Consider the following 26377-nt stretch of genomic DNA (forward strand, 5'->3'; position numbering starts at 1 on the left):
GCGCTCACGACGTCCAGGTGTGCTTCGGCGCGGCCATGTCCAGGTCGATCGCCTCGTCGCGTACCCCGGCCTCGGGGTGGCGTCGCAGCTCGTGGACGAGATCCGGCCAGGGCGCCGTCCAGCCGACGTCGTGACCGAACTCGGCCAGGGCCAGAGCGAGCAGGCCACCGGCGAGATCACCGCGAGCCGCCAGCCGGCCGGCGAGACGCGCCAGGGCACCGGTGTCGTGGAAGGCGGACAGGTCCCGCATCCGCTGCGTCAGGTGCTCGGCCGCCCGTACGGCCAGGACGGGCCGGCCGGCACACCGATCGGCGACCTCGCCGAGGTTGTCCAGCCGGCCCAGGTCGACGAGCAGCCGGACGGCGATCGGGGCGAAGCCGGGCCGGTCGGCCAGCCACCGTGCCCGGTCGACGAGAACGGACCGGTCGGCTCCGGCCGGGCGGGCGGCGGAGCGGTGGGCCGCGGCCTGGGCGAGCCACGCGACCCGGCGCCGGGCGGGCCGGTCGGTGCCGGGGCCGCCGGGCCGGTCGTCGGCGGCGTCGCGCTCCACCAGCCGGGTCAGAGCGGGGCCGAAGACCTCGTCGCCGCCGGCCGCCAGCAGCTCGGCGAACTCCATGACGCCGATCGTCTCGCCCAGATCGGTGATCCGGTCCACCACCAGGCCGGTGAGCCCGTCGAGCCAGGGCGCCCACTCGTTCAGCCGCCCGAACGCGGCGCGCCGGACCTCCCGATCGGCGACCCGGCACGAGGCGACGATCAGTGCGCCGTAGCGCGGGCGGTGACGGGCCGGGATCGTGGACGCCCGCGCGTCCAGGACCGCCTGCCGCTCCTCCCGGCTGCCGGTCAGCGCGGTCTCCAGGATCCGCCAGGCGGCCTCGGCGTCCAGGCGCTGCCGGGCGGCGGAGACGATCGCCGCGCGCACGTCGCGGTGCGCGGCCGGATGGGTGTACGCGTCGAGCAGCATCCCCATCATGTGCGGAGGCCCGTAGCGGGCCAGCAGCCGTGCCGCCTCCTTCCGGCTGGTGACCTTGGTGTCGCCGGTCAGCAGGGGACCGAGCACCTCGGGCAGCCGGGACGGAGGCACGTGCTGGGCGGCACGTCCCGCCGCGTACAGCGCCACGCGTGCCCGGTCTCCGCCGGCATGGCCCAGCAGCACCGGCAGCGCGTCGGCCGGGCGGTCGGTCCAGACGAGCGCGCCCAGCGCCGCCTCGGCGATCGGCACCTCCGGCGCGCCGACGTGGCGCAGCGTCGCTTCACGACCGCCGGCGGGCACTCGCGCGGCGGCCCGGACCGCGGCCGCGCGCTGCCAGACCCCCTGCCCGGTGTCCGCGATGATCTGTTCCTGGAGGGCCAGGAACCTGGCCTGCTGGCGCGGCAGCCAGCGGTCGCAGTGCGGCGCCCACGCCGGCGCCCACCGGATCCGCGCGTCCACGAACCGGCCGCGCGGCGCCCGGTCCAGCACCCGGTCCAGCAGGTCGGTACGAACCTTGCACAGGGTCGGCCACACCGGGTCGATCATCACCGCGCTCGCGTCGATCTCGAGAACCTCGGCCACCCGCTCGGCACGGGTGCGCGGGTCGTCCAGCCACAGCGCGATCGCCGTCCGCGCGACCGACGGCAGCGTCTCCGGCCCGATCGCGCGGCGCAGCAGCTCCTGCAGCTCCGGCACGTTGCGGGCGCGACCGTCGAGCGCGTGGGTCAGCGCGAACAGCGGGCCGTACCGGCCACGCGCCACACCGGCCTCGACCCAGCCCCGCAACCGGTCGAAGACCGCCGCCTCGTCGCCGCGGCGCAACACGGCGCCGAAACGGCGCAGCGTCGGCGCCTGCGACCCGCTGGTCACCAGATCGGTGGTGAGCAGCGCCCACTCCCGCAGCTCCGGCACCCGGACATGATGCCGCAGCACGTCGGCGGCCAGCCCGCTCAGCGCCCGCATGCTCGCCGCCGACGCGTCCCGGGCCTCGACCGCGTCGGTGGTCAGCCGGGTGAGGCCGGGCGCGGTGTCCGCGGTGAGCAGCGGCGCCGTCCCGGAGAGCGCGGTGAGCGCCGCCGCCCGTACCGGATCCTGCTCGTTGCGCAGCCGGCCCAGCCGGCCCATCGCCTCGGCGACCGTCCGCGGATCGCGGGATCGGCGGGCGGCGGCCAGCAGCCGGGTGTACCCGGTCGCACGCACCGCCGCATCACCGGAACGCAGCGCCGTCTCCAGCGCGGCCGAGGCCTCCGGCCAGGCCAGACAGGCGCTCCACCGGTACACCGAATCCTCCCGCTCCCGCACCTCCGGCATCGCCAGCATGCGGGTCGCCTCGCGGATCCGGACGCCGGCGGGCAGCACCTCCATGATCACGTCCGCGGGCGCCCACGCTGTCACGTCGACCTCGGCCATGGCGTGGTCGTAGAGTTCGGCCCGGCGTGCCGGCGCGACGGCGCGGAGCAGCGCGGCCAGCCCCCTGTCGTTCTCCCGGAGCCGGGCCGCGAGCGGCGCCAGCTCGGCGGTGGGCAGCGTGGCGAGGCGGCGCAGCACCGCATGCGGCAGCACGATGCGCCGCAGCCAGGCCGCACGGCCGGGAGAGGCCAGCAGGGGTACGAGACGGCGCGCGTCGTACGCCGCAAGGACGCCGTAGGCTCGTAGCGGTCCGGGCAGCCAGCGCTCCGGCGCATACTGTTCGAGCAGGTCCAGTGCCTGTTCCGGGGCACAGCGCAGCACGGCGCCGGCGGCCTCGGCCCAGATCCGGTCCCGCCGCTCGGCCGGCGCCGCGGCCAGCCGCTCACGGATCCGGTCCACCAGCACCTCGGGATGCCGGCGCACGAGCCGTCCCGGGCTGAGCGCGTGCTCCAGGTCGGGCAGCAGCGCCCGGACCGTGCCGGATCCGCAGGCCGGCAGCAGCGCGGCGGCCTCCTCGTCGCCGAACTCGGCGCGAACCCGGCCGATCAGCGCGTCGGCGTCGCCGGGCCGGACGTGGCGGCGCAGCGTCCGATAGACCCGGCGCCGGTCCACCGCCGGCCGGTCGGCATGGTCCCCGGCCGGGATGCCGGCGCGCACCGCCATGGTCAGCGCGGCGCCGCTGATCGACGGCTGCGGGTCGAACACCGCGGCGGCGATCTCGTCGGCGGCGCCGGCCGTCATCGCCGCGACCAGCGCGAGCCGCCTCTCGTAGGGACCTTGCTCGCGCAGGTCGGCGCAGACGCGGGCGCGGTCGGGGGCGGACCGCGCCCACTCCGCGAGGCGGGTCATCCGCATCCGGTACGACAGCGGGTCCAGCGAGGCCAGGAGATCACGTGTGGCGGCGAGCACGCGGCTCATTGTGCCCGCCGGCGCCCCGGGCCGAGATCGAATATCCGGGCGGTCCGCCCGGTGCACGCGTCAACGATCGACGGCCGGCTCACCGAGTTCCGACCGATCGGACTCGTCGATCGACTGGCTGAGGCTCTGTTCCACCACGGCGAACGACGGGCGGCCGGGGTCGAGCAGTTCCGTCACCCCGCCACGGTCCAGGATCTCGATGAGCGCGTCGGTGCCCCGCTCGATCTTGGCGGCCACCTCGTCGCGGTGCAGCGGGATCACGGCGAGCAGATTGATCTCGATGCCGTCCGGGGCGGTGATCACCCGGGCCGCGGCCGGAACCCGCAGCATCGGGGCGACGACGACACCGCAGAACGGGACGTCGTCGGCGTACGTCTCGGCCGGATCGCCGTTCGGGACGGAGTGCCACTCGCCGATCCACGTGCCGTACTCGTGCGGCAGCCGCGCCACCTGCTTGAGCACCGCGATCGGCCAGTCCGGCGCCGAGTCGCCGGGATACACCGTGTCCAGCGGCCAGTCCGCCGGAAGACAGAGCATGACCTCGGCGTACGGGCTGACCCCCGCCGGAACGGTCATCGGCAGCTCGCTCATCCCGGACGTGATCAGCGTCCGGTACGGCCGGGCCTCGGTCGGCGCGATCACGTAGACGTGCACGCCCACCAGGTGCGACCCGAACTCGTGATACACGAACTCGACCGGCCCGAAGAACTGCTCGATGTGCCGGTCGATGGCGTCGGCGACCTCCCGCCGCATGCCCTGCGCCGCCACGAAACCGTCGTGCACGTACCGGTGCCGCAGCACGCCGTCGCCCTCCACCATGGCCGGGGAGCCTACTCTGGCCTGATGGCGGAGCCGAGGACCACACGCAACGACGGTGACGTGACCGCTTTCCTGGCCGCCGTCGCCGACCCGAAACGGCGGGCCGACGCGGAGGCGGCGTGCGCGCTGATGGCCGAGGCGACCGGCGCCGCGCCGGTGATGTGGGGCTCGGCGATCATCGGGTTCGGCGAGTACCACTACCGGTACGCGTCGGGACGCTCCGGCGACTGGCCGGCGGTCGGGCTGTCCCCGCGCAAGCAGGCGCTGACGCTCTACGTCTCGCCCGGGTTCGACGGCTACCAGGACCTGCTCGACCGGCTCGGCCCGCACACCACCGGCAAGTCGTGCCTCTACCTCAAACGACTCGCCGACGTCGACCCGGAAGTCCTGAAATCGCTGGTGGCGAAGGGATTCCGGCATCTGGACGGTCAGACGCTCAGCACCGAACAGCAATAGGTCGAATCGGGCGGCATAATCATCGGCGTGGACAACTGGGAATTCGCGCGGCTGGAGTACCGCGCGGCGGGCACGCTCGGCGCCGACCGTTTCATGGACTGGACCGCGACGTTCCACCATCCGGGCGGAGTGCTGCGCTGGGGCACCGACGAGCGTTTCGACGACCTGCGCCATCTGAACCGCGCGGGACAGGCCGGCTGGCAGGCGTACGACCGGGCGGTCATCCACGTGAAGGACGAGCCGCACCGGCTGAGCAGCGTCACCTACTCGATGCGCCGGCCGATCCCGGCCGACCTCAACGGCGCCGACCCCGATGCCTAGGGAGACCGGCGTCAAGCTGATCGCGTCGAACAAGAAGGCCCGGCACGACTACGCGATCCTCAAGACGTACGAGGCGGGCCTGGTCCTGGCCGGCACCGAGGTGAAGTCGCTGCGCCTGGGCCGGGCGTCGCTCGTCGACACGTTCGCGCAGGAGCACGAGGGCGAGCTGATGCTCTACGGGCTGCACATCGCGGAGTACGGGTTCGGCTCGTGGACCAACCACGCGCCGCGGCGCACCCGCAAACTGCTCCTGCACAAGGTCGAGATCGTCAAGATCCTCAATCAGCTGAACGAGGGGTCGGGCCTCACCCTGGTGCCGTTGTCGCTGTACTTCAAGGACGGGTGGGCGAAGGTCGAGCTGGGCCTGGCGCGCGGCCTCAAGTCGTACGACAAGAGGCAGGTCATGGCCGAGCGGGACGCCAAGAAGGAGATCGCCAGGGAGATGGGCCGGCGCCTGAAGGGCCGCCGCTAAGATCCCTTGGTGGAATTCGGTCTCGACACCTTCGGCGACGTCAACGGCAAACCCTACGCGCAGGTCATCCGGGACGTCGTCGAGCAGGGTGTGCTCGCCGACCGGCTCGGTGTCGACTTCTTCGGCGTCGGCGAGCATCACCGCGACGACTACGCGATCTCCGCACCGGAGATCGTCCTGGCGGCGATCGCCGCGAGGACCGAACGGATCCGGCTGGGCACGGCGGTCACGGTTCTCAGTTCCGATGATCCGGTACGGGTTTTCGAGCGCTTCGCCACACTTGACGCCGTGTCCGGCGGGCGGGCCGAGATCATGCTCGGCCGCGGGTCGTTCACCGAGTCGTTCCCGCTCTTCGGGTACGACCTGGCCGACTACGAGCGGTTGTTCGCCGAGAAACTCGACCTGATGTCCGAGCTGCTCGACGAGGGGCCGGTCACGTGGGAGGGCTCGATCCGGCCGCCGCTGCGTGACCAGCAGGTCTACCCGAAAACCGAGTCCGGCCGCATCCGCACCTGGATCGGCGTCGGCGGAAGCCCGGAGTCGGTGGTCCGCGCCGCCCAGTACGGTCTGCCTCTCGTCCTGGCGATCATCGGCGGGGCGCCGGCCCGGTTCGCGCCCTACACCGACCTGTACCGGCGGGCCCTCAAGGAACTCGACCAGGAACCGCAGCCGATCGCCGTGCACTGCCCCGGCTTCGTCGCCGCCACCGACCAGGAGGCCGTCGACATCCTGTGGCCGCACGCCCGCCGCAACCTCGACCGCATCGGCCGCGAACGGGGCTGGCCACCGGCGACCCGCGACCGTTTCGAAGCCGACGTCACCGACGGCGCCTGGCACGTCGGCTCCCCCGAGACCGTCGCCCAGAAGATCGCCGCGACGGTACGAGCCCTGGACGTCGACCGCTTCGACCTGAAGTACTCGCACGGGCCCCTCCCCACCGAGCACCTGACCAGATGCATCGAGCTGTACGCCACCCAGGTCGTCCCCCGAGTCCGGGACCTCCTCACCTAGCCGGCGATCAGGGGCTCGGGCGGCGCCTGGCTCGAGGTGGGGCCGGGTGGGGAACCACCGCATGAGCCCGGCAGAGGCGGGCGGTCCGGGGTTTCGGCTGCGGTGGGGGTGGTTCGGGGCGGGTGGGTGCGGTTGGAGAGGTGTGGCCGTACCTCTATCGCGGTTTTCTTGTTGTTACCGCTACCAGCATCGTCGCCGCGCCGGCGCAGGCTATGGCGAGGGCTGGGGTGGTCAGTTCGGCCAGGGCGCCGGACAGCAGGGGGCCTACGCCCTGCAGGGCCATCAAACCGGTGGAGAGCAGGGCGAAGAGTTGGCCTACCCGGTGTTCGGGGGCTGCTTCGAGGAATGCCCGCTGGAGGCCGAGGCTGTAGGCGGCGCCGAATCCGGAGAGGATCAGCAGGGCTGCGGTGACCGGTAGCGGTGGGGCGGCCGGTAGTAGTACCAGCGGGGCGCCCATCAGGAGCACCAAGGGGGACACCAGGCGTTCGCGCCGGGCCGGGGCTACGAAACGGCCGATCACCAGGTCGCCGATCAGCATGCCGATCGCGGGGCCGGCCATCAGGAGGGCGCTGGCGCCCGGGGAGAGGCCCCGGGTCGCGCTGTAGGAGATGAGCAGGGCTTCTGCGCCGACTACCAGGGCTGGTGGCAGCCACTGGGCGAGTAGCAGGCGGCGGATGGTGCGGTCGGTGAGCATGGCGGTGGCGCCGGTCCAGCTGTCCTGGATCGCGTTCCTTCGGCCGGTGTCCGGACGGGCGGCCGCGGGCGACGGCGGTGAGTCCGGACGGGCGGCCGCGGAGGACGGCGGTGAGGAGGCGGCCGTCGTCGCGGTGCGGACCGGCGTGGCGGTCTCCACCGGCGAGGATGTGCCGGGCTGGGCGGAAGGCGCGAAAGGCCCTGGCGGCGCGGAAGGGTCCGGCGGCGCGGCGGGAGGGCTGGGCGGGGTCGGGAGGAACGTCTGGACGATGGTGGCGGCGACCAGGAAGAAGGCGGCCGCCAGCAGGAGGGCGTGGCCGGCGCCGAGGGCGGCCACCGCGACGCCGCCGCCGGCCAGGCCCAGGAGTTGAGCGAACGACGAGGACATGCTGGAGACGGCACGGCCGAGGACGTAGGCGTCGCCGGTGAGGTGGTCGGCGATGACCTTGGCGGCTGCCCCGTTGAAGACGGGGGCGAAGCAGGCGACCGCCGCGACCAGGGCCAGGGCGACGCCGACCGGCAGGTCGGCGAGGGCGAGGACGGCGGAGAGGGCCGCTTCGACGGCGTAGCCGGTGACGATCAGCGGGCGGGAGCGGAGCCGGTCGGTGAGGGAGCCGAGCAGCAGGCCGCCGGCGAACTGGGGCAGGAAACCGGCGCCGAACGCCACGGCACTGAGCAGCGGGGACTCGGTGGTCGTGTAGACGAGCACGGAGAGCGCGAAGATCTGCAACGAGGTGGCGCTGATGGCGAACGTGCGGGCGGCGAAGAGGGTGCGGAAGCCCGGCTCCGCGAACACCTCGCGGTAAGTGGCCGGGCGAGTGGCGACGGTCATGCGGTGAGCGTGCCGGGGGGCGGTCCGGCACGGCGAATGTTTCGCCACTGGACGTAAGGTCGGGGCATGCGGTTCGAGGTGGGCGCGGAGGATCTGCTGCGGACCCGGTTCGCGTTGTCGCCGGTCTTCGAGCTGCAGAACGTGATGCGGGCGCTGGAGGGGCCGCACAACCGGGGCGTTCCGGAGTCCTGGCTGGGGCGGCTGCGGGCGCCGTTCGCGCGATTGCGGGCGGCGGATCCGGCGGTGGACGCGGTTCTCGCGCTGCACACCTCGGATTCGGGGGCGACGTTCCTCTGCCCTCCGCCGCAGCGGATCGGCCAGACCATCGCCGACGATCTGGCGGCGCTGCGGGCCGCTCCGGGCGCTGCGGCGCGGGCCGAGATCGGGTACTACCTGGAGCGGCGGCCGGAGATCGGGGACGCGGCACGGGCGGTGCTCACCGGGGCGGACGTGCTGGAGCGGCTGGCCGTGGCGTTCGCGGCGGCGTGGGAGCGGCTGCTGGCCGGCGACTGGCCGCGGATGCGGCTGCTGTGTGAGCGTGACGTCGTGCACCGGGCCGCCGAGCTGGGCCGTTCCGGGTGGGCGGCGGCGCTGGCGGGGCTGCATCCGAAGGTGCGGTGGCGGGCCGGCGGCATCGACCTGGCCGGCCGGAGCCCGGGGACGATCGTGCTGGGCGGCGAGGGGCTGCTGCTGATCCCGTCGGTGTTCATCTGGCCGGAGATCGCGGTGTACGGCGACGAGCCGTGGCCGAAGGCGATCGTCTACCCGGCCCGCGGGGTGGCGACCCTGCTGGAGAGCGAGCCGGCGGCGGCCCCGGAGCATCTGGCGGCGCTGCTCGGGCGGTCGCGGGCGCTGCTGCTGGACTCGCTGGCCGACACGGCGAGCACGAGTCAGCTGGCGCGGGCGTTCGGGATGGCGGTCGGCGCGGTCGGTGACCACCTGGCGGTGCTGCACCGGTCGGGGCTGGTGGAGCGGGCCCGGTCGGGCCGGTCGGTGCTCTACCGCCGGACGGCCCTCGGTGATTCACTGATCGAGGGCGGGCAATAAAAAGGGCGGATGAGGATTTACCATCCTCCCGCCACTTCTAAGCTATAGCACACAGGGGGTCTTGCCGCAAGACCCGGTACCCGGCGCAGAATCGCTGCTCAAGCACAACCTCTGCGCGAACGGGGACACCGTGACTCTCTCCACCACCAGCGCCTTCGCCCTGCCCGAGCGGCTCGCCGCCAAGGCCGCGCCGGCGCTGATCGCCGCGGACGAGCAGCACTTCGCCGGCATGGCGGCCGGCCTGGCCCGGTCGATCGCCGAGCTGTCCGAACGCCTCGACGCCGAACGGCGGGCGCCGGCCGGCAAGGGACGGCAGGCGGTCGACCGGGACGACGCGGTCCACCGGCTGAGCTCCCGGTTGCGGGCGCTGCGGCGCTTCAGCCTCGACCTGTGCCTGGGGCGCATGGTGTACGCGAACGGCGACACCGTCTACGTGGGCCGGTTCGGGCTGACCGACGGCGAGGGCGGCCGGCTGCTGGTCGACTGGCGGTCACCGGCGGCCGAACCGTTCTTCGGGGCCACCCATGCCAACCCGATGGGCCTGGCGTCACGCCGCCGCTACCGGTGGGCCGACGGCCGGGTGAGCGACTACTGGGACGAGGTGTTCGCCGCCGACGAGCTGGCCGGGCACGCGGCGGCGCTGGACGACCAGTCGGCGTTCATCGCGAGCCTGGGCGCCGGCCGGTCGCCGCGGATGCGCGACGTGCTCGGCACCATCCAGGCCGACCAGGACGCGATCATCCGGGCCGGGGCGGCCGGGGTGCTGGTGGTCGACGGCGGGCCGGGCACCGGGAAGACGGTGGTGGCGCTACACCGTACGGCGTACCTGCGCTATTCCGACCCGGGGCTGGCCAAGGGCCGGGGCGGGGTGCTCTTCGTCGGCCCGCACGAGCCCTATCTGGCGTACGTGTCGGACGTGCTGCCCAACCTCGGTGAGGAGGACGTGCAGACGTGCACGCTGCGGGACCTGGCGCCGGAGGGCGCGGACGCGGCCCCGGAGACCGACCCGGAGGTGGCGCGGCTCAAGTCGGAGGCGCGGATGGTCGCGGCGATGGAGGCGGCGGTGCGCTTCTACCAGGAGCCGCCGACGGCGACGCTGACCGTCGAGGACGTGACGGTGACGGCGGCGGACTGGGCGGAGGCCTTCGCCGTGCCGGATCCGGGCACCCCGCATCACGAGGCACGCGACCAGGTGTGGGCCGAGCTGCTGGCGATCCTGGCCGACCGGTCCGAGGCGGGCGAGGCGGAGCTGGCCCGTGACCCCGATCTGCGGTCCGCCTTCGGCCGGGCGTGGCCGGTGCTGCGGGCGGACGACCTGGTGGCGGATCTGTGGTCGGTCCCGGCGTACCTGCGCCGGTGTGCGCCGTGGCTGAGCGCCGCCGAGGTCCGTACGCTGCAGCGGCCGTTTCCGCGGGCGTGGACGGTCGCGGACCTGCCCCTGCTGGACGCGGCCCGTCGTCTGCTCGGCGACCCGCGGGCGGCCGGGGAGCAGCGCCGGCGGGCGGCCGCCGTCGAGGCCGGGCGGGCCGGGATGGACCGGGTGGTCGAGGACCTGATCGCGTCGAACGAGTACGACGACGGCGAGGGGCTGATGAGCATGCTGCGCCAGCAGGACCTGCGGGAGGTGCTGGCCGAGGGCAGCGCGCTGCCGGCCGGCGACGCGGACCCGCTGGCCGGCCCGTTCGCTCACGTGGTGGTGGACGAGGCGCAGGAGCTGACCGACGCCGAGTGGCAGATGCTGCTGGCACGCTGCCCGTCCGGCAGTTTCACCGTGGTCGGGGACCGGGCGCAGGCCCGGCACGGGTTCCGCGACTCGTGGACCGCGCGCCTGGAGCGGGCCGGCCTGGAGCGGATCTCGGTGGCGTCGCTGACGGTCAACTACCGCACCCCGGCGGAGGTGATGGCGGAGGCGGAGCCGGTGATCCGGGCGGTGCTGCCGGACGCGAACGTCCCCACGTCGATCCGGTCCAGCGGCGTCCCGGTGCACCACGGCACGGTCGCCGAGCTGGACACGATCCTGGAATCGTGGCTGGCCGGGCATGCCGAGGGCACCGCGTGCGTCATCGGCCACCGGACGTTCCGGCCGCGGGAGCGGGTGCGGGCGCTCACCCCGGAACTGGTCAAGGGCCTGGAGTTCGACCTGGTCGTGCTGATCGAGCCGGACGGGCCCGGGGCGGGCGCGGAGGGCGGGGACGGCATCGAGGCCGCTGTCGACCGGTACGTGGCGATGACCCGCGCAACGAGCCGGTTGGCGGTTCTGACCGATTAGAGTCCGGAGGCGTGACCGAACGACTGGACTGGAGCGACCCGACCGTACGCGAATGGGACTGCACGGTGGTGTGGTCCGATCCGGCCGATCCGGAGGCGGGCATCGTGCTCGACCGGTCGGCCTTCTACCCGGGTGGCGGCGGGCAGCCGCCGGACCACGGGGTGCTGCTGTGGGAGGGGGTGCGGACCCGCATCGTCGACACCCGCAAGGGCGACGAGCAGTATCTGATCCCGGCGCCGGGCGATCCGGTTCCGGCGGCCGGGACGACGGTGCGGGGCGCGCTGGACGACGAACGGCGGACCAGTCTGATGCGTACCCACTCGGGTCTGCACATCCTCTGCGGCACGGTGTTCCGGGACTTCGGGGCCCTGGTGACCGGCGGGAACATGCAGCCGGGCGAAGCCCGGATGGACTTCAACCTACCCGAGGTGCCGCCCGGTTTCAAACAGGCGCTGGAGGACGCGGTCAACGCGGAGATCGGCGCGGACCGCAAGATCGTGGCGCGGGTGCTGCCGCGGGCCGAGGCGCTGGCGATCCCGACGCTGGTCCGCACGCAGGACGCCCTCCCGCCGCTGGACCACCCGGAGATCCGGGTGATCGACATCGTGGGCCTCGACGTGCAGGCCGACGGCGGCACCCATGTGGCGTCGACCGCGCAGGTCGGCCGGGTCGAGGTGGTGAAGGTGGAAAGCAAGGGCCGGCAGAACCGCCGGGTCCGGATCAGGATCGCGGACTGAGGGCGGGCCTGCCGGCCCCGGTGTCTCGTCGTTACTCGGTGATGCCGGCGGTCTTGCAGGCCCGCTTGAACTTGGCGGTGCAGAGCTTGTCGGGCGCCACGTAGCCGGCCTCGACGACCGCCTTCACGTTGTTCTTCGTGATGGCCTGCGGCTCCAGCTTCGCGAACTGGATGTAGAGGCCGGACGCCGGGTCCTTCAGCTTGTCCGGCAGCACCGGCTTGTCGTTCTTGTACAGCTTGACGGCCAGCTCGGCGGCGGCGTCGGCCTCCAGCTTGCCGTCCTTGAAGATGGTGACGCACTGGTCGCCGGCGAGCACGTTCTGCAGGCCCTCGACGGTCGCGTCCTGGCCGGTCACCTGGACCTTGCCGTTCAGGCCCTTCTCCCGGAGCACCTCGATCGCCGCGTTGCCGAGACCGTCGTTGGCCGACAGGACGCCACCGAGGTTCGGGTACTGCTTGATCATCAAGGAGAAGATCTCGCGGGCGTTGTCCTCGTCCCAGTCGGGAACGTACTGGTCGGGGCCCTTGCGGTACTCGGTGGTGTCGTACAGCTGGTTCAGCACGCTGTCGTAGCCGTTCTTGAACAGCGTCGCGTTGTTGTCCGACAACGACCCGTTCAGGGTGGCGATCACCGGGTTAGTCACGTTCTTCTCGGCGATGCACTTCTGCAGCTCCTGCGCCTGCAGGATGCCGACCTTCTCGTTGTCGAAGCTCACGTAGTAGTCGGCGTTGCCGTTGAGGGTGAGCCGGTCGTAGTCGATCACCGGCACGTTGCGCGAGTGCGCGTCGTCGATGACCGCCTTGCCGCTGGCCGCGTCCAGGTTCGCGATGATGAGAACCTTGGCGCCCTTGTCGAGGAGCGTGTCGGCGAGCCGCTTGAACTCCTCCTTGTCGCCCTCGGCGTTGACGATCTGGGCCGGGACGTTCGCCTTCTTGAACGCCGCCTGCAGATACGCCGGGTCGGAGGTGCTCCACCGGGCGGAGCTCTTTGTGTCGGGCAGGATCACCCCGATGCCGGCGTCTCCGGTGATCTCGCTCCCACCGTTCGAACTCTTCGCACTCCCGCTACCGGTCTCGCTGGTGTCGCCCCCGTCATCACAGGCCGTGAGCGTGGCCGTCGTCAGCAGGCCGGCGGCGACCAGGGCTAGCAAAGACTTGCGCATGACGATAGATGTCCTCTCAGGGTGACCCGAGCTGCGGTGGGCGCTGAACGGTCCGCCAAGTATCGGTCAACGCACAACGTGATCATCATCGGGTGGGGGGCCGAGGAACAAGATTATTCATCTCCCCGCGGTGACTGCCAACAATCACCGTACGTAATTGGTTAGTTTCGTTTCCGTTTCGGACACCGGATTCCGGCCGTCCGGTCCCCGCACCACAGCCGTTCGGACGCCCCAATCTGATCGAAATCGGCCATCCGGTCTGTCCCGGTCGCCGGAAAGCGGGTCGTCCACCGGAGAATGGGGGACATGACGCTGACTGTCCGGCTCGCCACCCACGACGACCTGCCCGCGCTGCACCAGCTCATGGCCGCGGCCATCGCCGAACTCCAGAAGGACTTCCTCGACGACGCCCAGATCGCCGCGAGCACCGCGATCATGGGGCTGGACACGCAGCTGATCGAGGACGGCACCTACTTCGCCGTGGTCGAGGGCGACGCGATCCGCGGCTGCGGCGGCTGGAGCCGGCGGGCCACCCTCTACGGCGGCGACCACACCGCCGGGCGCGACGCCGCGCTGCTCGACCCGGAACGCGACCCGGCCAGGGTCCGGGCCATGTACACCGATCCGGCGCACGTGCGCCGCGGCATCGGGCGGATGATCCTGGCCGCCTGCGAGGAAGCGGCCGCGGCCGAGGGCTTCCGGACGTGCGAGCTGATGGGCACCATGTCCGGGCAGCCGCTCTACACCGCGGCCGGCTTCACCGTCGTCGAGCGCCTCCACGACGACCGGGGCGGCGTGCCGGTCCCGCTCGTCCGGATGCGCAAGACGCTCACCAGTTGACGGCGATGTACTTCGACTCCAGGTACTCCAGGAGGCCGTCGTGGCCGCCCTCCCGGCCGATGCCGCTCTGCTTCACCCCGCCGAACGGGGCCGCCGGGTCACTGACCAGGCCACGGTTGATGCCGACCATGCCGGCCTCGATCGCCTCGCTGACCCGCATGCCGCGTGCCAGGTCGCCGGTGTAGACGTACGCCACCAGGCCGTACTCGGTGTCGTTGGCCAGCCGGACCGCCTCCGCCTCGCCGGTGAACGTGACGATCGGCGCGACCGGGCCGAAGATCTCCTGCCGCAGGATCGGCGCGTCCGCGGGCACCCCGGTCAGCACCGTCGGCGGGTAGTAGAAGCCCGGGCCCTCCGGCCGGCGGCCGCCGGTCACCGCCTCCGCCCCGCCGTCCAGGGCGCCCTTGACCAGGTCGTCCACCTTCGCCACGGTGTCCTCGTTGACCAACGGGCCGACCTGCGTCTTCTCGTCCGTGCCGGGGCCCACCACCAGCGCCGACATCCGCTGCGCGAGCTTGCGCGCGAACTCGGCGGCCACCGGCTCCTCGACGAAGAACCGGTTCGCCGCGGTGCACGCCTCACCGCCGTTACGCATCTTCGCGATCATCGCGCCGTCCACCGCGGCGTCCAGTTCGGCGTCGGCGAACACCACGAACGGGGCGTTGCCGCCCAGCTCCATCGACGTGTTCACCACGTTCTCCGCGGCCTGGGCCAGCAGGATCCGGCCGACCTCGGTCGAGCCGGTGAACGACAGCTTGCGCACCCGGGCGTCGCGCAACATCGCCGACACCACCTTTCCCGAGCTGCGCGACGGCACCACGTTCACCACACCCTCGGGCACCCCGGCCTCGGCCAGGATCGCGGCCATCGCCAGCGCGGTCAGCGGGGTGTCGCTGGCCGGTTTCAGGATCACCGTGCAGCCGGCGGCCAGTGCCGGGCCGATCTTGCGGGTGGCCATCGCGGCCGGGAAGTTCCACGGCGTCACCAGCACACACACGCCGACCGGCTGGCGCACGACCAGGATCCGGTTGGCGCCGGACGGGGCGGTCGCGATCGCGCCCTCACCCCGGACCGCCTCCTCGGCGAACCAGCGGAAGAACTCGGCGGCATACGTCACCTCGCCCTTCGCGTCGACCAGGGCCTTGCCGTTCTCCAGGCTGATCAGCTTCGCCAGCTCCGAGGAGCGCTCGGTCATCAGCTCGAACGCCTTGCGGAGCACCTCCGACCGTACCCTCGGAGGGGTCGACGCCCACCCCGGACCCGCCGCGGCCGCCGCCTCCACCGCGGCGATCGCATCCGCCTCGCCGCCGTCGGCGACCGAGGCGACGGTGTCGCCGGTCGCCGGATCGAGCACGTCGAACCGGTTGCCCGACGACGCGGGCACCCACTTCCCGGCGATGAAAAGGTCGGTCTCCACAACGGCTCCCTCACGTTCGCGGCTCTGCTACGCCCCCAGCATTCCCCGGAACGTGACACACCGCCATGATTCCGCGGCGGGCCGGCGGGGCACATGAAGGCCATGGCTTCCATCACCCAGCGCATCCAGGCCTTCCTCACCAGCCCGCGTGGCCGGCAGCTCGTCGACCAGGGCCGCCGCCAGCTCGCCAAGCCGGAGAACCAGCAGCGGCTGCGCAGCCTCTTCGCCCGCCTGCAGAACCGCTCGCACCGCCGCTGAGAGTGTGGTGGCGCGACGGCGTCGGTGACCTGGCGGACTTCGACGCCCTGGTGGCCCGGGCCCACCACCTCGGGCTGCGGGTGATCACCGACCGGTGCCCACTCTTCCGGGCGGCGCCGGCCGGCGACCCGTCGGGACCCGGCCTGGCGCCGCTTCGGCGCCGCCGTGGCTACCGGTCCCACCCGGCTGGGCCGCCCACCTCGCGTCACCGTCGCTGCCGCTGACCCGCGAGGCCGTCAGCGTGCGCAGCCGCCTGCGCCTCTCCCCCGACGGCCCCGCCGAGGGTGGGTAGGGTGACGGGCGTGGCCGTGCTCATCGATGTCCCCGCGTTTCGTGAATCCCTCCCGGCCGCGGTCGCCGCGGCGGCCGAGCGGCTGCTGCACGACGGCGCCGTCGCCCGGCCGGAGGCGGTCGGCGGCGGGGCCCGGTCCGTGGTGACCGACGGCGGTGACCGGTTCGAGCCCTGGGTGGGCGTGGTCGACCGAGCGCTCACCGGCGACTGCGACTGCCCGGCCGGCGCCGGTGACGACGGGCTCTGCGCCCACGCGGTCGCGGTGGCGCTGGCCGCCTTCGAGGATGGCATCCGGTTCTCCGCGGCCGGCATCCCGCACGGCGACGACGGTGACGACGAACCGGACCGTGCCGACTATCGGCGGGCGGTCGAGTCCCTCGGTCCCCGGCAGCTGACCGAGCTGGTGGTGGACCAGGCACTGCGCGACCGCGGGTTCGCGGCCCGGCTGCTGGGCCGGGCCGGGCTGCTCGGCGGGCCGCCGCCGACCGGGCTGGCCGACGCCGTCCGCGACGCGTCGAACGTGACCGGCGGCGGCCGGTGGGAGATCGCCGACGTCGAGCTGGCCGGCCTTCGCCTGGTCGCCGAGACCGAGATCGTGACCGTCTGGCCGGCCACCGTGGAGATGCTGGACCTGGTCGAGGAGGCGATCGAGGTGTGGGACGAGCTCGCCGGCATCCTCGTCGACGCGTGGGAGGTTCGGCGCACCGACCCCGAGGACGTCACCGAGCCGCTGCTCGCGGCGCACCGAGCCCTCTGCGAGCGCCTCGAGCTGGACAGCGCCGAGATCGAGAGCCGCATCGGCCGGTTGGCCGACCGCTGCGACTTCGTGCCGGTGACCTGATCCGGCCCGGGAACGAACCGATATCAGGACCAGGAGCGGAACTCCGCCAGCAGCTCGGGCAGGGTGGGCGGCTCCAGGCGGTCGGGCAGCGTGGCCAGGTCGGACGAGGCGATCCAGGCGTGGGTGAGAAGTTCGCTCTGCTCGTACGGCAGCAGGCCCTCCCGGACCACCGGCGGCCGTGCGGTGGGGAACGACGCCGTGAAGAACTGCTCCGGCCCCACGAAGTGGGTGCCCTTCCAGACCGAGTCGCGCACCACCTCCAGGTAGCGATCGCCGATCGCCGCGGGGTCGAGCCCGGTCTCCTCGGCGAGCTCGCGCCGGGCCGCCTGCAGCGGGGTCTCGCCCGGGTCGATGCCGCCGCCGGGCGGCTCCCACAGGCGCCCGCCGGAGACCGGATCCTCCCAGTGCATCAGCAGGACGCGCCCGTCGGCGTCGAAACAGATGACCCGGACCGCCGGGCGGTGAACGCTCGCCATCGCCGAAGCCTAAGCTGTCGGGAGTGGCCAAGTACTTCGACGTGCACCCGGACAACCCGCAGGCGCGCAGCATCCATCAGATCGTCGAGCTGATCCGCTCCGACGGCCTGGTCGCCTACCCGACCGACTCGTGTTTCGCGCTCGGCTGCCGGATGGGCAGCAAGGACGCGCTGGACCGGATCCGGGCCATCCGTCATCTCGACGACCGGCACCACTTCACCCTGATGTGTCACGACTTCGCGCAGCTGGGCCAGTTCGTGACGATCAACAACGCGCTGTTCCGGGCGGTGAAGGCCTCGACGCCGGGGCCCTACACGTTCATCCTCCCGGCCACCAAGGAGGTGCCGCGGCGGCTTCTGCACCCCAAAAAGAAGACGGTGGGGGTACGGATCACCGCGCACACCACCGCGCAGGCGATCCTCGCCGAGCTGGGTGAGCCGCTGGTCTCGTCGACGCTGCTGCTGCCCGGCGAGACCGAGCCGATGACCCAGGGCTGGGAGATCAAGGAGACCCTCGACCACGCGATCGACGCGGTGATCGACTCCGGGGACTGCGGCACCGAGCCGACCACGGTGATCGACCTGTCCGAGGGCGAGCCGGAGATCCTGCGGGCCGGCGCGGGCGATCCGGGCCGGTTCAGTTCAGCCGCAATTTGACGCGCAGCCCGGCCGCGCCCGGGTGGTCGAGCCGTTCCAGCAGGGTTAGGGCCTGCCGCCACTGGGCGACGGCGGCCGCGGTGTCCCCGGCGGCGGCGTAGGCGTCGCCGAGGTGGTCGCGGATGTCGGCCTCGTTGGCGAGGTCCCCGGCCGACCGGTAGAGGTCGAGGGACCGCTGGTAGGCCTGGACGGCCTGCTCGTGGTCACCGAGATGGTGGTGCGCCCAGCCGATGCTGTCCCAGGTGGCGGCCTGCCCGTGCCGGTCGCCGAGCTCGTCGTGCAGGGCGAGCGCCTCCCGGCAGTGGCGCAGGGTGAGATCGTGGTGGCCGTCGCGGCCCAGGGACCAGCCGAGCGCGCTGAGGGCGCGGGCCTCGCCGACGAGGTCGCCGGCCGCCCGGTAGAGGGGCCGGGCCTGCCGGATCAGCTCCTGGCAGTCGGCGTTGCGGCCCTGCTGGTCGCGCATCCAGGCGATGCCGAACAGGATGTTGGCCCGGCCGCCCGGGTCGTCGAGCCGCTCGTAGAGGCGCACCGCCTCGGCGTAGTGCGGCTCGGCCTCGTCGAAGCGGCCGACCCGGACGAAGCCGCGGGCGAGAGCCTGGTGTGCGCCGGCCTCGGCGCGGGTCTCGCCGCGGCGGCGGGCGGCGGCGACGGCGATGCGCTCGGCGGCCGCCCCGTCGTCCCAGTGGCCCTGCCGGTCCAGGAAGTCCTTCATCGCCCACGGCAGCTGCCAGCCGTAGTCGTCGAGGTCGGCGGCCTGCCGCAGCGCCGCCATCAGCGTGGCGTGCTCGGCGGTGAACCAGCGCAGCGCCTCCGCCTCGCCGCTGAGCGGCTCGGGACGGACCCCCGCGGCCGGTGGGCGGAACGTCAGCGGGCGCCGTTTGCTGTCCAGGTTGAGCGCGGCGGTGCGCGCGGTGTGCAGCAGGTGGTCCAGGAGGCGGCGCACCGCCGGGCCGCGTTCGGTCTCGGAGAGCAGATCGGCGGCGTACGCCCGGAGCAGATCGTGCATCACGAAACGGCCCGGACGGTGTTCGCTGAGAAGGCTGGCCCGGACCAGCTCGTCGATGGCCTCCCCGACCGGCGCCGCGACGGCGGCTTCAGCGTGGGCGTCCCCGGAAGCGCCCTCGCCCGAGTTGGTGCCCTCACCCGAGGCGGCGCCCTCACCGGGGTTAGCGCCCTCACCCGAGGCGGCGCCCTCACCCAGGGTGGCGCCCTCACCCAGGGTGCCGCCCTCACCCGGGGTGGCGGCGAGGGAGGCGGCTACGGCGGCTGAGATGTCCGGGCCCTGGTGGGCGCCGAGCAGCCGGAACAGGCGGGCGGCGGCCGGGCTCAGCGAGCGGTAGGACCAGGAGAACACGGTTCGCGGGTCGGTCTCGTCGTCGTCGCCGAGGCCGTCGAGGCGGGAAGCGGCGAGTTCGGCGGCCAGGTCGCCGAGGGTCTCGCCGGACCGGATGGCGGCCCGCGCGGCGAGCGTGACCAGCGCGAGCGGCAGCCCCGCGGTGGCGGCGACGAGGGTGGCGACGGTGCACGGCTCGGCGGCCAGACGGGTCGCGCCGAGACGGCCGGCGAGCAGCTCACCTGCGGCGCCGGGGTCGAGGGCGTCGAGCGGGACCGGCGCCGCCCCGTGCGAGGCGATCAGGCCGCTGAGCCGGTCACGGCTGGTGATCAGGGTGACGGTCGCGCCGGCGCCGGGCAGCAGCGGCCGCACGTGCGCGGCGTCGCGGACGTTGTCGAGCACGAGCAGCAGCCGCCGCCCGGCGAGCAGGCCGCGCAGCAGACCGGTGCGGGCGTCGAGGCCGGGCGGCACGGGACGGCCGGGGTCGAGGACGGCGATCAGGGTGCGGGCCGCCTCGTCGGCGCTCATCACGTCGCCGGTGCGGTCGAACCCGCGCAGGTTGAGGTAGAGCTGGCCGTCCGGGAAACGGTGCCGGGCCCGGTGGCCCCAGTGCACGGCGAGGGCGGTCTTGCCGACGCCGGGTGGGCCGGTGACGACGGCGACCCGCCGGCCGCCGGTCAGCGCCCGGTCCAGCTCGCCGAGTTCGGCGCGGCGGCCGGTGAAGGCGATGGCGTCGGCGGGCAGCTGCGACAGCTCGCCGCCCCGGCGCGCCGCCGCCGGGGCGGGCGGCGGGTCGCCGCGCAGGATCCGGGTGTGCAGGGCGGTCAGTTCGGGTCCGGGTTCGCTGCCCAGACGGTCGGCGATGGCGTCCCGGGTACGCGCGAACGTCTCCAGCGCCTGCGCCGGCCGCCCCGCCGCGACCAGGGCGGACATCTGCACCGCGACGAGACCCTCGACGGTGGGGTGCTCGGCGGCGAACGGGGCGAGCCGTTCCGCGGTCTCCTCGGCGCGGCCCAGGCGCAGGGCGCTGCGGCCGAGGCGGGTGAGCACGTCGAGCCGTTCCCGGGCGAGCGCGTCACGGACCCGGGCCGCCCAGTCGCCGGGCACCCCGGTGAGGGCCTCGTCGCCCCACCCGTCGAGGGCGTCGAGCAGCAGCCGGCCGGCGTGCTCGTCGTCGCCCGCCTCCTCCGCGGCGCGGGCCTCGAAGACCTGGCGGCGGGCCCGGTGCAGGTCGACCAGGTCGGGCTCGCAGTCGATCAGGTAGCCACCGGAGGCGAACCGGAGGCTGCCAGCGCCGAGGACGGGGTCGAGGACGCGGCGCAGGCGGGTCGCGTACGGCGCGAGCGGGGTGGCCGAGCGGGGTGGCGCGTCGCCCCAGATCCGGTCGATCAGGGTGCCGGACGGCACCACCTGGCGCGGGGTGAGCAGGAGGGCGGCGAGCAGGCAGCGCTGCTTGCCGGGGCCGAGATCGACGTCCTGCCCCTGATACGACAACCGCATGGGCCCCAGCAGCCGCCAACGCATGATCGGTTGTTCTCCCGGTCGCTCCCCCGCTACGAGGTTAGAACAATTGCCGACATGCAATCGTTTTGCAAACCGGGGTCGGCACCATGATCCGGCGTCCACGGGCCACGGGGGGTCGTGGGCGCCCGGCCACGTCCATGACGGGCGATCACCGGGACCTGGCAGGCCGCCCTGATCAGGCCTGCCAGGTCTCGAAGAGCTCCAGGGGCACGGCCGCGGCCAGCGCCGCAGTGCCGAGGTCGTTGGGGTGCAGGCCGTCGCCCGAGTCGTAGCGGGGCTGCATCCGGCGTGGATCCTTCAGGTCGCGGACGGCGGCGTCGAAGTCGATCACCGCGTCGTACTGTCCGGCGGTCCGGATCCAGTGGTTGAGCTCCTGTCGCTTGGCCTCGTTGGCGGGGTTGTCGTAGCGGCGGGCCGCCCCGGCGAACGGGAGCAGCGTCCCGCCGTACACCCGGAGGCCGTTGACCCTCGCCTTGGCGATCAGCTCGCGGTGCCCGGCGATCAGCTGCGCGGCGGTCAGGCGCGGGTTGTTGCCCAGGTCGTTCACGCCGATCAGGGTGACGACGTAGCGCACACCGGGCTGGCCGAGCACGTCCCGGCCGAAGCGGCGCAGCGCGGCCGGCCCGATCGACGCCTTCGGGTGGGCGCGGCCGGTGCGGTCCTCGTATCCGAAGAGCAGCCGGTTGCCGCTGAGGCCGGCGTTGAGCAGGCCGCGCGGGCGGTGCCCGGCGCGCAGCCGGCCGGCCAGCAGGTCGGGCCAGCGGTGGTTGGCGCTGTCGGTGGTCTTCGTGCCGCAGGTGATCGAGTCGCCGAGCGCGACGACGGCGGCGGCGTCCCGGCCGGCGCGGACGCTGACACCGCTCAGCCACAGGTAGCGGCTGGTCCGGCGGCCGCGGCCCGGGGTGTCGGTGGCGGTGGCGTCGCCGCCGACGATCAGGTTGGACTGCTTGGCGCGCGGGCTGACCGTGCCGGGACGGGCCTCGCCCGGCAGATAGAGGCTGATCACCAGGTCGGCGCCGGCCTCGACGAGCAGGTCGCACGGGTCGCTGACCAGGACGCCGCCGGGAGCCAGGAGGGTGTCGGGGGCGCCGTCGAAGGTGAGCGGCCGGAGGGTGCCGGGCACCGTGTCGCAGGAGCGGCCGGCGCCGGCGCGCACGCCGATCGTGGCGGCGCCGATGCGGACCGGCTCGGCGCCGAACGTGTTGGCGAGGGTGACGCGCGGCAGGTCGCCGCCGATGCTGGTGTGCACCACCTGACGGACCGTCTCGCCGGCGAGCGTGAGAATCTTCTTGGCCGGGACCGCTGTGGACGCGGCCGCCCAGGTGCCGACGCGGGACGGGCGGTGGCGGACGGGGTCGCCCTCACCGGCCTCGCCGGGGGCGCCGATCACGACCGTCGCTCCGGCGCCGGCCAGCAGCAGGCCGCGCCGGGTCACGGCGCGATGCAGCGCCGTCCCCGATCGACCGGTAAAAGGGCTTTTCGTGAATATGCGTGTAACGTACGGATCGGTGTGGTTCGGCGTCAAGCCACCCTCCGGTGGACAGCGCCCCCGGCAGGGGGACCTTGGTCACTCTGCCGGGGGAACCGTCACCGGGGTGTCACCCCGTGGTGCAGGCCAGGTTCTGCACCGAGGGCGCGGTGGTGCCGGACGCCAGGAAGCCGAACGTGACGTGGCCGCCGGCCGGCACGTTCGCTCTCCAGCTCTCCGGCGACACCGAGACCAGTGATCCGCTGCTGGTGCCCTTGGCGCTCCAGACCTGGGCGAGCTGCTGCCCGCCGGGCCAGGTCCAGGTGATCTTCCAGTTGTTCACCGCCGAGGTGCCGGCGTGCACCATGACCTCACCCTGGAAGCCGCCGGTCCACGAGGACACGACGCTGTACATCGCGGTGCAGCCACCGGGGTTGGTCGACGTGGACGGCGACGGGCCGGGGTTGCTCGGCGACGGGCCCGGGTTGCTGGGCGAGGGGCCGGGGTTGCTCGGCGACGGGCTGGTGCCGCCGCCACCGACGCCGGTGACCTCGCCGTTGCCGCCGTCGAAGACCACGTCGGAACAGCCGTAGAAGGTCTCCGTGCTGTCCGAGCGCGACCACACCGAGTAGATCAGGTGCTTGCCGGACTTGCCGGCCGGCAGCTTCCCGTTCCAGTAGTAGTGCCCGTCGTCGGTGCCCGGGCCGCCGTTCGCCGGCGGGTTGGTCACCTGGTCGAACGGCGTCGGCTCGAGGTCGCTCCAGGCGAGCGGCTTGGTCGGGTCGTAGCCGTCCTTGGTGATGTACAGATAGAACGTGCCGGGGTGCTTGGCCCAGTCGTTGTACTTGAACTGGATGTTCGCCCCGGCGGTCAGGTGGGTGGTGGGCCAGTCGGTCCGGGCCAGGTTGAACCCGGTGAAGTTGTACGGGCCACCGGTGCCGCCGCTGCAGAGCTGGCCGTCCGGGATGAACCCGTTGACCCGCCCGGCCCCGTCGGAACGGAGCACGGCGAACCAGTTGTACAGCGAGGTCACCCCGCTCTGGGCGACCGCAGCGGCACAGGCCGCGTTCTTCGGCTCGATCGCGCCGGTGGACGGGTTACGGCCGTCCTGGTAACAGAACCAGGTGCGGCTGCCGGGCACCTGGATGGCGCCGTGGGCCAGTGCCGGGCTGCTGGGCAGGGCCAGGATCCCGGCCGCGGCGGCGAACAGGGCCACCGCGACCAAACGTAGGCGTTTCATCATCACCCCTGGGGGAAGAGGCGGGCGTATTCGGCGTAGCCGGTGGCCACGTCGACCTGCGCCCAGAACCGGTGATAGTTGAAGGTCGGCGCGGCGCCGCCCTTCAGGTACGCGTCGACCTTCGGGAAGTCCGGGTCGCTGCGGTAGAAGCTGCGGATGTCCAGGAACGAGACACCCGGCTTGATCACGTCGCCGTTCGGCATCTTGCCGGTCCAGCCCGGCGGGATGTAGATGCCCTGGCCGGTGGTGGCGTCGTAGACGTCGTCCATCCGGTTGTAGTCGGCACGGGTCTCGGTGACCGAGACACCCTTGCCGTCCTTGTGCGTCCAGATCGCGTCGAGCAGGTTCTTCGCGGCCGTCTTCGCCGCGGTGTTGCCGGACTTGGCGGCGTAGAAGGTGAGCAGCTTCGCGAACGAGCCGGCCACACCGAGGTCGGTGCCCTTGCTCTTGACCGTGACGTGCAGGCCGGTGTTCGCCGCCGGGCTCGACGGGTTCCACGTGGCCGGCGCGCCGGACCAGGTCAGGTCGGACGGGATCTCGAAGCTGGTGGCGGTGATGGTGGAGTTGGCCAGCGCCCAGGTGACCCACTTGTCCAGGACCGACTTGGCCTTGGTGTCACCGGTCGTGTAGTAGTACTCGGCCAGCCGCTCCAGCGACCAGGTCTGCATGCCGAACCACTGGTTGGACGGCGGGTCGGCGTAGACCGGGGCCTCCACGTAGGCCAGGCCGTAGAAGGTCGGCGTGCCGGCCGGCCGGGCCGAGTAGTTGCCGTTCCAGCTGTTCGTCGCGCCACCGGCGATCGCGCCCTCGGACGACTGCAGCCACTGGTAGAACTCCAGCTGCCGGGAGAGGCTGGCCTGCCAGTCGGCCTTCGCGGTCGGCGACTTCGGGGTGAAGGCGCTGACGTTGGACAGCACGTACGCGGCCATCGGGTTCTGGTAGCCGAAGTGGCTGGTGCTCGACCCGATGCGCCAGGCCCAGCCGGCGCTGGTGTCGTAGGCCCCGCCCCAGGCGTAGTACCACGACATCAGGTTGTTGGACGAGTTCTTGCCGGTGCCGGCGGCACACGAGGTGGACGCGCAGCCGGGCTGCTTGAAGTACTTGTCGTAGAAGGAGTACCGCAGGTAGTCGCCCATCTTGGCGGCGTTCGCGACGGTCGTCGAGATCTGCGACTGCTTGCCCTGCTCGGTGGCCCACTGCAGAGCCCAGTAGGCGGCCTGCACCGCGCGGGCGTCGGCGTCCGGCGCGTTGGTGTACTTCCACTGCTTGGCGTAGGACGCGTCCTTGGTGAACAGGTCCAGGTAGCCGTTCGGGCCGCCGTGCTTGAACGTGTCGCAGGAGGGCTGCGGCACGGTCTCGAAGGTCGACTCCTGCTGGCCGCGCTGGAAGGTGTTGATGTACGCGACCCGCGTGGTGCCGTCACCGCAGTGCCCGAAGCCGTAGACGTTGTCGACGTCCATCAGCCAGTGCATGCCGTAGATGTCGTCGGTGCCGTACGCGCTCTTCAGCTCGGCGGCCAGCGGGTCGGTGCCGACCGAGACGCCGCTGTCCAGCTGCGACGGGTACTGCGACGGGAGCGGGTACTCCGCCGCGTAGGTGGCCGGCTTGGACGCGTTGTAGCTCGCGTTCGTCGGCTGGTCGGCGTGCGACGGGATGATGTACTTCTCCATCGTGGTCCAGGCGCTGTTGAACGGCGCCCAGTTGCCGGTGATCCGCGAGTTCGCGGCCTCCAGCCACAGCCAGTAGGAGAACGCCTCGCTCGTGGTCTCGTGACCGTGGTCGGGCGCCTCGTCGATCAGCGTCTCGATCGAGTGGTAGGGCACACCCTCCGGGCTGAAGTAGCCGTTGGCCGGGTTCTTCAGGTCGTTGTAGAGCTGGGTGAACCGGGTGTCCACCGAGCCGGGCTCGGTGACCGTGACGCCGAGCTGGGCCGAGGTGTAGCCGGTCGCGGTGGCCGAGATGGTCGCGGTGGACCCGGCCGTCGCCGTGCTCGCCGCCGAGACGGTGACCGGCTTGCCGGTGCTCCAGTCGGACGTGCCGAAGGTGAGCGTCGCCGGGGTCACGGTGACCGCGGTGGATCCGGCGCTGCGGGCCACGTTCACCGTCACGTCGGCGGTCGGCGCCTTGCTGAGCGCCAGCTTGAACGTGCCGCTGGCACCCGGGTTGATCGCCAGCGAGGTGGCGTCGGCGACGATCGCCGGGGTGGTCGCCGCGTCCACGAAGACCGGCACGTCGGCGGTGCTGCTCTTGGTGCCGGCGTTGTCGTACGCGATGGCCTGCAGGTGGTAGGCGGCGCTCTGCGCCGGGACACCGTCCCAGGAGTACGTGTACGGCGCTGCCGTGTCGGTGCCCAGCAGCAGGCCGTCGTGGTAGAACTCGACCTTGCTGATGCTCTGCCCGCTCGCCGCCGTCGCGGTGGCGGCGATCGGGATCGACGCCGGCGCGGTGTAGCGGGTGTTCGCCGCCGGGCTGGAGATCGCCACGGTCGGCACGTTGGCGGTCTGGTTGCAGGCGGTGCCGTTGAGCGTGAACGCGGTGGGCACCGGGTTGGCCGAGCCGAAGGTCCCGTTGAAGCCGGTGCCGATGGTCGCGTTGGTGCCCAGCGAGCCGTTCCAGGCCGCGTTGTTGACGGTGACGTGCTGGCCGGACTGGCTGTAGACGCCGCTCCAGCCCTGGCCCGCCTTCTGTGCCGCGTCCGGGAAGTCGAACTCGAGCTTCCAGCTGGTCAGCGGGTCACCGGTGTTCTTGATCTGGATGTCGCCGGTGAATCCGCCGGGCCACTGGCTCTGCACCTTGTAGACCACGGTGCAGCCGGCCGCCGCGTAGGCCGGGGCGCCGGCCGCGAGAACCGCTCCGGCGCCGAGGACGGCGACGCCGGCGACGGCCACTTTGCGCCGGAGTCTTCCGGCGGG

22 protein-coding genes are annotated in these 26377 nt (G+C 72.7%); 12 read left to right on the plus strand and 10 right to left on the minus strand.

The features are described from left to right. Positions 1-4: 4 nt before the first annotated feature. Both BM290_RS20115 and BM290_RS20120 read right to left on the minus strand, forming a co-directional pair. Positions 5-3301: a hypothetical protein gene (locus tag BM290_RS20115; RefSeq protein WP_093616252.1), complete on the minus strand. Its 3297-nt coding sequence runs from the start codon at positions 3299-3301 to the stop codon at positions 5-7. A gap of 60 nt (positions 3302-3361) precedes the next feature. Then, positions 3362-4120, minus strand: a complete 759-nt coding sequence (locus tag BM290_RS20120) for a suppressor of fused domain protein (protein WP_093616254.1) — start codon at positions 4118-4120, stop codon at positions 3362-3364. A 24-nt stretch (positions 4121-4144) separates the two neighbouring features. Here BM290_RS20120 and BM290_RS20125 point away from each other — a divergent pair, with 24 nt between their 5' ends. Genes BM290_RS20125 through BM290_RS20140 form a run of 4 tightly spaced genes read left to right on the plus strand, consistent with a single transcriptional unit; the run spans position 4145 to position 6380 of the window. After that, positions 4145-4576, plus strand: coding sequence for a DUF1801 domain-containing protein (locus tag BM290_RS20125; protein WP_093616256.1), 432 nt, complete (start codon positions 4145-4147; stop codon positions 4574-4576). Positions 4577-4603: 27 nt separating this feature from the next. Next, entirely contained in the window at positions 4604-4897 is a 294-nt protein-coding gene (locus BM290_RS20130; RefSeq protein ID WP_093616258.1) for a hypothetical protein, read from the plus strand. Then, positions 4890-5369: an SsrA-binding protein SmpB gene (gene smpB, locus BM290_RS20135; RefSeq protein ID WP_093616260.1), complete on the plus strand. Its 480-nt coding sequence runs from the start codon at positions 4890-4892 to the stop codon at positions 5367-5369. Before BM290_RS20130 ends, smpB begins: the two co-directional genes overlap by 8 nt. A 6-nt stretch (positions 5370-5375) precedes the next feature. Beyond that, the gene (locus BM290_RS20140) at positions 5376-6380 is read left to right on the plus strand and encodes an LLM class flavin-dependent oxidoreductase (RefSeq protein ID WP_093616262.1); all 1005 of its coding nucleotides are present in this window, start codon (positions 5376-5378) and stop codon (positions 6378-6380) included. 154 nt (positions 6381-6534) lie between these two features. On the opposite strand, the gene BM290_RS20145 is transcribed toward BM290_RS20140, so the two are convergent. Continuing rightward, the gene (locus BM290_RS20145) at positions 6535-7905 is read right to left on the minus strand and encodes an MFS transporter (protein ID WP_093616264.1); all 1371 of its coding nucleotides are present in this window, start codon (positions 7903-7905) and stop codon (positions 6535-6537) included. Positions 7906-7971: 66 nt separating this feature from the next. Here BM290_RS20145 and BM290_RS20150 point away from each other — a divergent pair, with 66 nt between their 5' ends. The 3 genes from BM290_RS20150 (at position 7972) to BM290_RS20160 (ending at position 11958) form a co-directional block, all read left to right on the plus strand. Then, positions 7972-8952, plus strand: a complete 981-nt coding sequence (locus BM290_RS20150; RefSeq protein WP_093616266.1) for an ArsR/SmtB family transcription factor — start codon at positions 7972-7974, stop codon at positions 8950-8952. Positions 8953-9082: 130 nt separating this feature from the next. Then, positions 9083-11221 carry an RNA polymerase recycling motor ATPase HelR gene (gene helR / locus BM290_RS20155; protein ID WP_093616268.1) on the plus strand — a complete coding sequence of 713 codons (2139 nt, stop codon included), beginning with the start codon at positions 9083-9085 and terminating at the stop codon, positions 11219-11221. An 11-nt stretch (positions 11222-11232) separates the two neighbouring features. Next, positions 11233-11958, plus strand: a complete 726-nt coding sequence (locus BM290_RS20160) for an alanyl-tRNA editing protein (RefSeq protein ID WP_093616270.1) — start codon at positions 11233-11235, stop codon at positions 11956-11958. 31 nt (positions 11959-11989) lie between these two features. Here the strand turns inward: BM290_RS20160 and BM290_RS20165 are convergent, their stop codons facing one another. Then, a complete protein-coding gene (locus BM290_RS20165; RefSeq protein WP_093616272.1) occupies positions 11990-13120 on the minus strand; it encodes a sugar ABC transporter substrate-binding protein in 1131 nt (376 codons plus the stop codon). A gap of 306 nt (positions 13121-13426) precedes the next feature. Here BM290_RS20165 and BM290_RS20170 point away from each other — a divergent pair, with 306 nt between their 5' ends. After that, positions 13427-13960: a GNAT family N-acetyltransferase gene (locus tag BM290_RS20170; protein WP_093616274.1), complete on the plus strand. Its 534-nt coding sequence runs from the start codon at positions 13427-13429 to the stop codon at positions 13958-13960. On the opposite strand, the gene BM290_RS20175 is transcribed toward BM290_RS20170, so the two are convergent. Beyond that, the gene (locus tag BM290_RS20175; protein WP_093616276.1) at positions 13950-15377 is read right to left on the minus strand and encodes an NAD-dependent succinate-semialdehyde dehydrogenase; all 1428 of its coding nucleotides are present in this window, start codon (positions 15375-15377) and stop codon (positions 13950-13952) included. The two genes, BM290_RS20170 and BM290_RS20175, sit on opposite strands and share 11 nt — an antisense overlap. 102 nt (positions 15378-15479) lie before the next feature. On the opposite strand from BM290_RS20175, the gene BM290_RS48430 reads away from it, so the two are divergent. From BM290_RS48430 to BM290_RS20185, 3 genes are all read left to right on the plus strand, one after another. Beyond that, positions 15480-15635, plus strand: a complete 156-nt coding sequence (locus BM290_RS48430) for a hypothetical protein (protein WP_177319782.1) — start codon at positions 15480-15482, stop codon at positions 15633-15635. Between the two features lie 94 nt (positions 15636-15729). Continuing rightward, complete coding sequence (locus BM290_RS48435) at positions 15730-15927, plus strand: hypothetical protein (protein WP_177319806.1); 198 nt, start codon at positions 15730-15732, stop codon at positions 15925-15927. Between the two features lie 10 nt (positions 15928-15937). Beyond that, positions 15938-16768 carry an SWIM zinc finger family protein gene (locus tag BM290_RS20185; RefSeq protein ID WP_143133848.1) on the plus strand — a complete coding sequence of 277 codons (831 nt, stop codon included), beginning with the start codon at positions 15938-15940 and terminating at the stop codon, positions 16766-16768. Between the two features lie 23 nt (positions 16769-16791). On the opposite strand, the gene BM290_RS20190 is transcribed toward BM290_RS20185, so the two are convergent. After that, complete coding sequence (locus BM290_RS20190; RefSeq protein ID WP_093616282.1) at positions 16792-17244, minus strand: NUDIX hydrolase; 453 nt, start codon at positions 17242-17244, stop codon at positions 16792-16794. Between the two features lie 23 nt (positions 17245-17267). Here BM290_RS20190 and BM290_RS20195 point away from each other — a divergent pair, with 23 nt between their 5' ends. Next, positions 17268-17900, plus strand: a complete 633-nt coding sequence (locus tag BM290_RS20195) for an L-threonylcarbamoyladenylate synthase (protein WP_093616284.1) — start codon at positions 17268-17270, stop codon at positions 17898-17900. Here BM290_RS20195 and BM290_RS20200 read toward each other — a convergent pair. From BM290_RS20200 to BM290_RS20215, 4 genes are all read right to left on the minus strand, one after another. After that, the gene (locus tag BM290_RS20200) at positions 17881-20757 is read right to left on the minus strand and encodes an AfsR/SARP family transcriptional regulator (protein ID WP_093616286.1); all 2877 of its coding nucleotides are present in this window, start codon (positions 20755-20757) and stop codon (positions 17881-17883) included. The genes BM290_RS20195 and BM290_RS20200 overlap by 20 nt on opposite strands. Before the next feature lie 175 nt (positions 20758-20932). Then, positions 20933-22192: an SGNH/GDSL hydrolase family protein gene (locus BM290_RS20205; RefSeq protein WP_177319807.1), complete on the minus strand. Its 1260-nt coding sequence runs from the start codon at positions 22190-22192 to the stop codon at positions 20933-20935. A 163-nt stretch (positions 22193-22355) separates the two neighbouring features. After that, a complete protein-coding gene (locus BM290_RS20210) occupies positions 22356-23465 on the minus strand; it encodes a lytic polysaccharide monooxygenase auxiliary activity family 9 protein (RefSeq protein ID WP_093616290.1) in 1110 nt (369 codons plus the stop codon). Between the two features lie 2 nt (positions 23466-23467). Further along, positions 23468-26353 (minus strand): glycoside hydrolase family 48 protein, encoded by a 2886-nt coding sequence (locus tag BM290_RS20215; protein ID WP_093616292.1) that lies wholly within the window; start codon positions 26351-26353, stop codon positions 23468-23470. Between the last annotated feature and the right edge of the window lie 24 nt (positions 26354-26377).

The sequence above is a fragment of the Actinoplanes philippinensis genome (assembly GCF_900113015.1).
Lineage (GTDB): Bacteria > Actinomycetota > Actinomycetes > Mycobacteriales > Micromonosporaceae > Actinoplanes > Actinoplanes philippinensis.

Bases quoted from the DNA above. Each gene is read 5' to 3' on its own strand.
- BM290_RS20150 (WP_093616266.1), top strand. From the start codon at position 7,972: ATGCGGTTCGAGGTGGGCGCGGAGGATCTGCTGCGGACCCGGTTCGCG.
- BM290_RS20120 (WP_093616254.1), bottom strand. From the start codon at position 4,120: ATGGTGGAGGGCGACGGCGTGCTGCGGCACCGGTACGTGCACGACGGT.
- BM290_RS20210 (WP_093616290.1), bottom strand. From the start codon at position 23,465: ATGAAACGCCTACGTTTGGTCGCGGTGGCCCTGTTCGCCGCCGCGGCC.
- BM290_RS20200 (WP_093616286.1), bottom strand. From the start codon at position 20,757: ATGCGTTGGCGGCTGCTGGGGCCCATGCGGTTGTCGTATCAGGGGCAG.
- BM290_RS20145 (WP_093616264.1), bottom strand. From the start codon at position 7,905: ATGACCGTCGCCACTCGCCCGGCCACTTACCGCGAGGTGTTCGCGGAG.
- BM290_RS20165 (WP_093616272.1), bottom strand. From the start codon at position 13,120: ATGCGCAAGTCTTTGCTAGCCCTGGTCGCCGCCGGCCTGCTGACGACG.
- BM290_RS20115 (WP_093616252.1), bottom strand. From the start codon at position 3,301: ATGAGCCGCGTGCTCGCCGCCACACGTGATCTCCTGGCCTCGCTGGAC.
- smpB (WP_093616260.1), top strand. From the start codon at position 4,890: ATGCCTAGGGAGACCGGCGTCAAGCTGATCGCGTCGAACAAGAAGGCC.
- BM290_RS48430 (WP_177319782.1), top strand. From the start codon at position 15,480: ATGGCTTCCATCACCCAGCGCATCCAGGCCTTCCTCACCAGCCCGCGT.
- BM290_RS20170 (WP_093616274.1), top strand. From the start codon at position 13,427: ATGACGCTGACTGTCCGGCTCGCCACCCACGACGACCTGCCCGCGCTG.
- BM290_RS20190 (WP_093616282.1), bottom strand. From the start codon at position 17,244: ATGGCGAGCGTTCACCGCCCGGCGGTCCGGGTCATCTGTTTCGACGCC.
- BM290_RS20125 (WP_093616256.1), top strand. From the start codon at position 4,145: ATGGCGGAGCCGAGGACCACACGCAACGACGGTGACGTGACCGCTTTC.